Below are 5,084 nucleotides of genomic sequence, written 5' to 3' on the forward strand. Positions count from 1 at the left end.
AAGATTTGGGTGATCTTACAGGTGAAATTTGTTATTTAGGATTAGACTTATCTAAAACAACAGACTTAACATGCGTGAGTTTAAACTTCCCTTCACATGATGATGAAGGAAGGTCGATTATAAAAGTGAAACAAATGTATTTCCTTCCTAATGAAAATATTGATTTTAAAGAAAAAGAGGATAACGTTCCATATACAGATATGGTTGAACGTGGTTTTGCTACGTTTTGTGATGGGAAAATGATTGACCAAGATCAAGTTATGGAATATATCGTTGAATGTATGGATTTGTACGATGTACAACAAATAAATTATGATCCAGCAATGTCCCAAAAGTTAATAGAGAAGCTTGAAAACCTCGGTTTAGAATGCATTGCAGTAAATCAGTATCCAAACGTTATGAATGCAATGCTTGACGATTCAGAAATACTAATTTATGAAAAGCGTTTAATTACAGACAATCCTTTATTTGTTTATTGCGCTCTTAATGTTGTAGTGGTAACAAATATTAACGGAATGAAAGCACCAAGTAAGCGACAGTCCAAAAAGAAGATTGATGGATTTGTGGCTTTTTTAGTTGCTCACAAAGAAACGATGATGGTTATGGATAGCATATCTGAAGAAGGTATGGATGAATTGATTGGTGATATTTATAGATAAGGAGTGATATTAACACTCCTTATTTTTTATCATTGGGGAACTTCAACTGGGTTTAGTTCTAGTAAACCAGCTAATATATTATATGATTTTACTAATTCATTATAGTAACCGAATGTATGTTGCATGCTATGATTTGTGCCTCTACTACTAATGAATTCTCGACTGAACTGTTCGAACTTTGCTAGGAAAGTATCGATTTCTTCAGCTGATAATTCGTCGTTTTGTAAGTAGTAACCTTTCATTGTGATGAAAGTAGAGTATGCCATTGAATGATACCCATATAGCGCATGCTCATTAATTTTTTCGCGATCCAGTTCATCACTTAATAAATTATATATGCGTCTACAGTTAATGATAGTAGTTACAGCGAAATTCTTAATGTTTTCTTTGTGGTATGAAAAATTATCCATTATATCCACCTCCTTCTAAAAGTATCTTATCATATAGGGATATTATATAAGAAGGATTTTGTATTGAAAGGCGGTGAGAAATTGGGTTTAAGGGATAGGTTTTCAAATTATTTATTTAAAAAGGCTGAAAAGCGTGGCTATCTTGATGATGTTTTAGGGAAAAGTATTCGTTACGGCGGTGTGTATGTTACAGATTCAAACATTTTACAATCTAGTGACGTTTATGAATTGTTACAAGATATTAGTAATCAAATGGTATTAGCTGATATCGTTGTGGAAGATGAATTTGGGAATGAAATCAAGGATGATATTGCCCTTCAAATCTTAAGGAATCCCAACAACTATCTAACACAATCAGAATTCATTAAATTAATGACGAATACTTATTTACTCGAGGGAGAGACATTCCCGATATTAAACGGTGCTCAAATACATTTAGCTTCCAATGTTTTTACAGAGTTAGATGATAATTTGGTAGAGCATTTCAATATTGGTGGTCATGAGATTCCTCCATTTATGATTCGGCATGTAAAAAATATTGGTGCAGATCATTTAAGAGGAAAAGGTATTCTCGATTTAGGAAGAGATACACTCGAGGGCGTTATGTCAGCTGAGAAAACTTTAACTGATAAATATAAAAAGGGTGGACTGTTAGCATTCTTGCTAAACTTGGATGCTCATATCAATCCACAGAATGGCGCGCAGTCAAAGTTAATCAATGCAATTTTAGATCAACTAGAATCAATTGATGAAGCAAGGTCTGTAAAAATGATTCCTCTTGGAAAAGGGTATTCAATTGACACGCTTAAAAGCCCGTTAGACGACGAAAAGACTCTAGCATATCTAAATGTGTATAAAAAGGATTTGGGTAAGTTTTTAGGCATAAATGTGGACACATATACAGAGTTAATCAAAGAAGATATTGAGAAAGCAATGATGTATATTCACAATAAAGCAGTTAGACCAATAATGAAAAATTTTGAAGACCATTTGAGTCTTCTTTTTTATGGCCAAAATTCTGGGAAACGAATTAAATTCAAGATTAATATTCTTGATTTTGTTACTTATAGCAACAAGACAAATATCGGTTATAACCTTGTGCGTACAGCTATTACTTCACCTGATAATGTCGCTGATATGCTTGGATTCCCTAAACAAAATACAAAGGAATCACAGGCCATTTATATTTCAAATGATGTAACTGAAATCGGCAAGAAAGAGGCAGCAGATGGTTCATTGGGAGGAGGTGAAGAGAATGAAAATTGAGGTCCGAGGGAATCAAGTCATACTTGATGGATATGTGAATGTTGTGGACAGAGAAAGTCGAATGTTACCTTCTCCAAGGGGATATTTCAAAGAGAGAATTGTCCCTAAGACGTTTGAAAAAGCGTTAAAGAAAGCAAAGAATGTGGACTTACTTTTTAACCACGATAAGAATAGAAATCTTGGTTCTATTGAAAACGGAAATCTGGAATTGTATGAAGACAATATTGGTTTAAGAGCCATCGCTACGGTTACAGATGAGCAAGTGATTAAGAAGGCAAGGAATAAAGAATTACGTGGTTGGTCATTTGGTTTTGTTTCTGAAAAAGATTCATGGGAAGAAGGTGAATCTGGTGTTCAAAAACGCTCTATTGAAGAACTAGAGCTTTTAGAAGTTTCTATTTTGGATATGACACCAGCCTATGTTGCAACTTCCATTGAAACCAGGGGCGAAAATACAGCCATGATTGAAATGAGAAGTGAAGAAGCAGCTGTAAAAACAGTTGTGGAAGATGATACAGAAGAAAGAAGCAACCTTATCAAACAAATAAAAAAAGTTTTGGAGGAAAATTAACATGAATTTAAAAGAAATCTTAAACGCATCTTTAACAAGAACGAAATCTCGATTAGCAGAATTACAAGGGAAAGTAGAAAAAAATGAAGTTCGTTCAGAAGAATTAGCAGCCGTAAAAGCAGAAGTAGAGCAATTAACAAAAGAAGTACAAACTATTTCTGATGAATTAGCGAAACTAGAAGAGGAAGAAAAGGAAGAAGATCCAGACAAAAAGAAAGAGGAAAATCCAGATGAAAAAGAAGATCCAGCAGCAAAAGAAAATCCCGATGGAAAAACTGAACTGTCAGAAGAACAACGTTCAGCTATTTCAGCATCTATCGCAGCAGCTCTTTCCACTAAAGGTCATAAATCTACTAAAAACAAAGAAAAGGAAACTCGTTCAGCTTTTGCAAACTACATTGTAGGTAACATTGATGAAACAGAAGCTCGTGCATTAGGTTTAGTTACTGGTAATGGTTCTGTTACGATTCCAGATTTCTTAAGTAAAGAAATTATTACGTATGCTCAAGAAGAAAACTTCTTACGTCGATTAGGAACAGGAGTAAAAACAAAAGAAAATATTAAGTATCCTGTTTTAGTTAAAAAGGCAGAAGCACAAGGTCATAAAAATGAGCGAACAAATAATGAAATGCCAGAAACGGATATCGAGTTCGATGAAATTGAATTATCACCAACGGAATTTGATGCACTGGCTACAGTGACGAAAAAATTATTAGCACGTACAGGTTTACCGATTGAACAAATTGTTATGGATGAGCTGAAAAAGGCTTATGTTCGTAAAGAAACTCAATATATGGTTAATGGCGATGAAGCTAATAACATCAATGATGGTGCATTGGCAAAGAAAGCCGTTGAATTTAAAACGGATGAAAAAAATCTCTATGATGCATTAGTAAAAATGAAAAATACACCGGTTAAAGAAATTCGTAAAAAAGCAAGATGGGTGTTAAATACAGCAGCACTAACAAAAATTGAAACAATGAAAACGGATGATGGTTTCCCATTACTTCGTCCATTTAATCAAGCAGAGGGCGGCATTGGTTATACATTATTAGGCTTCCCTGTTGAGGAAGAAGATGCAATTGATATCCCTGATTCACCAGATACACCAGTATTCTATTTCGGTGATTTCTCTAAGTTTTATATTCAAGATGTTATTGGATCACTAGAAGTACAAAAGTTAGTTGAGTTATTCTCACGTACAAACCGTGTAGGCTTCCGTATCTGGAACTTACTAGATGCTCAATTAATTCATTCTCCATTTGAAGTTCCAGTTTATAAGTATGTTTTAAAAGCTTCTACTGGGGCTTAATATGGATGATTTAATTGAGAAATTAAAATCTCATATTCATTGGGAAGAGGGTATGGATGATTCTATGCTCTCTTTTTATATTAAGCAAGGTCAACGATATGTAAAAAAAGCATGTGGAAGAGAAGTGGAATACCTGGTCATTATGTGTGCAGGTATTTTTTATGAATATCGTGTAGCTGAAAAAGAATTAGAACAAGCTTTGGATGCTTTGACACCATTCTTTGTCCAGGAGGTTTATGATGCCGAAGAGGAAGACGAATAAACTTAAATGGATGGGTGATTTACTCAAATTAGGAGAGACGATTGATCCAGTAACAGACCGTGTTGTGATGGGATATCCATTAGAACGGAAAATTCGATATAACAACATTGGAGTTACGGCCACTGATAAATTCACAACAAAAGATACGAGTGAAATTGTAAAGAAAATTGAAGTTCGTATTGATCGTGACATTGAAAACAATCAAAAGACTTATCGCGTAAAAGTTGGTGGCCGTATTTATAACATTGAACGCATTTATGTAAAAGAAGAAGACCGATTGATGGAGGTGTCACTATCGTATGCAAATTAGTTTTGAACAGTTGCGAAGCCTTATGAAGAAATCTGGTATTCCAGTTTCTCGTGATAGTGCTCCTACAGGGATAGATTACCCTTATATTGTGTATGAATTTGTGAATGAGCAACATAAGAGGGCTTCTAATAAGGTCCTAAAAGATATGCCACTTTATCAAATTGCAGTTATCACTAATGGAACTGAAAAAGATTATGAGCCATTAAAGGCTGTTTTTAATGAAGTAGGCGTGTCTTATTCTCAGTTTGATGGAATGGGTTATGACGAGAATGACGACACTATCACGCAGTTTAT

General features: G+C 34.4%; 8 protein-coding genes. 7 read left to right on the forward strand and 1 reads right to left on the reverse strand.

Annotated elements, in window-relative coordinates; genetic code table 11:
- The coding region (locus RT27_RS22055) for a terminase TerL endonuclease subunit (RefSeq protein ID WP_043937518.1) at positions 1 to 659 on the forward strand (659 nt) is incomplete at its 5' end.
- 29 nt (positions 660 to 688) lie between these two features.
- Here RT27_RS22055 and RT27_RS22060 read toward each other — a convergent pair.
- Complete coding sequence (locus RT27_RS22060; RefSeq protein ID WP_231577717.1) at positions 689 to 1,069, reverse strand: hypothetical protein; 381 nt, start codon at positions 1,067 to 1,069, stop codon at positions 689 to 691.
- 81 nt (positions 1,070 to 1,150) lie between these two features.
- Here RT27_RS22060 and RT27_RS22065 point away from each other — a divergent pair, with 81 nt between their 5' ends.
- From RT27_RS22065 to RT27_RS22090, 6 genes are all read left to right on the forward strand, one after another.
- A complete protein-coding gene (locus RT27_RS22065; protein ID WP_043937528.1) occupies positions 1,151 to 2,335 on the forward strand; it encodes a phage portal protein in 1,185 nt (394 codons plus the stop codon).
- The gene (locus tag RT27_RS22070) at positions 2,325 to 2,906 is read left to right on the forward strand and encodes an HK97 family phage prohead protease (protein ID WP_043937520.1); all 582 of its coding nucleotides are present in this window, start codon (positions 2,325 to 2,327) and stop codon (positions 2,904 to 2,906) included. Before RT27_RS22065 ends, RT27_RS22070 begins: the two co-directional genes overlap by 11 nt.
- 1 nt (position 2,907) lies before the next feature.
- On the forward strand, positions 2,908 to 4,218 hold the full coding sequence (locus tag RT27_RS22075) for a phage major capsid protein (protein WP_043937521.1): 1,311 nt from the start codon (positions 2,908 to 2,910) through the stop codon (positions 4,216 to 4,218).
- Position 4,219: 1 nt separating this feature from the next.
- Positions 4,220 to 4,480: a head-tail connector protein gene (locus RT27_RS22080; RefSeq protein ID WP_000342229.1), complete on the forward strand. Its 261-nt coding sequence runs from the start codon at positions 4,220 to 4,222 to the stop codon at positions 4,478 to 4,480.
- Positions 4,458 to 4,790 carry a phage protein gene (locus tag RT27_RS22085; RefSeq protein WP_043937523.1) on the forward strand — a complete coding sequence of 111 codons (333 nt, stop codon included), beginning with the start codon at positions 4,458 to 4,460 and terminating at the stop codon, positions 4,788 to 4,790. Before RT27_RS22080 ends, RT27_RS22085 begins: the two co-directional genes overlap by 23 nt.
- On the forward strand, positions 4,780 to 5,084 hold a 305-nt coding region (locus RT27_RS22090), incomplete at its 3' end, for a hypothetical protein (protein WP_043937525.1). The genes RT27_RS22085 and RT27_RS22090, both read left to right, overlap by 11 nt.

The organism is Bacillus sp. L_1B0_5 (assembly GCF_000836715.1).
In the GTDB taxonomy this organism is placed as follows: Bacteria; Bacillota; Bacilli; order Bacillales; family Bacillaceae_G; genus Bacillus_A; species Bacillus_A thuringiensis_S.

Coding starts and splice junctions, on each gene's coding strand:
- RT27_RS22060 (WP_231577717.1), bottom strand. CDS start 1,069: ATGGATAATTTTTCATACCACAAAGAAAACATTAAGAATTTCGCTGTA.
- RT27_RS22070 (WP_043937520.1), top strand. CDS start 2,325: ATGAAAATTGAGGTCCGAGGGAATCAAGTCATACTTGATGGATATGTG.
- RT27_RS22075 (WP_043937521.1), top strand. CDS start 2,908: ATGAATTTAAAAGAAATCTTAAACGCATCTTTAACAAGAACGAAATCT.
- RT27_RS22080 (WP_000342229.1), top strand. CDS start 4,220: ATGGATGATTTAATTGAGAAATTAAAATCTCATATTCATTGGGAAGAG.
- RT27_RS22085 (WP_043937523.1), top strand. CDS start 4,458: ATGCCGAAGAGGAAGACGAATAAACTTAAATGGATGGGTGATTTACTC.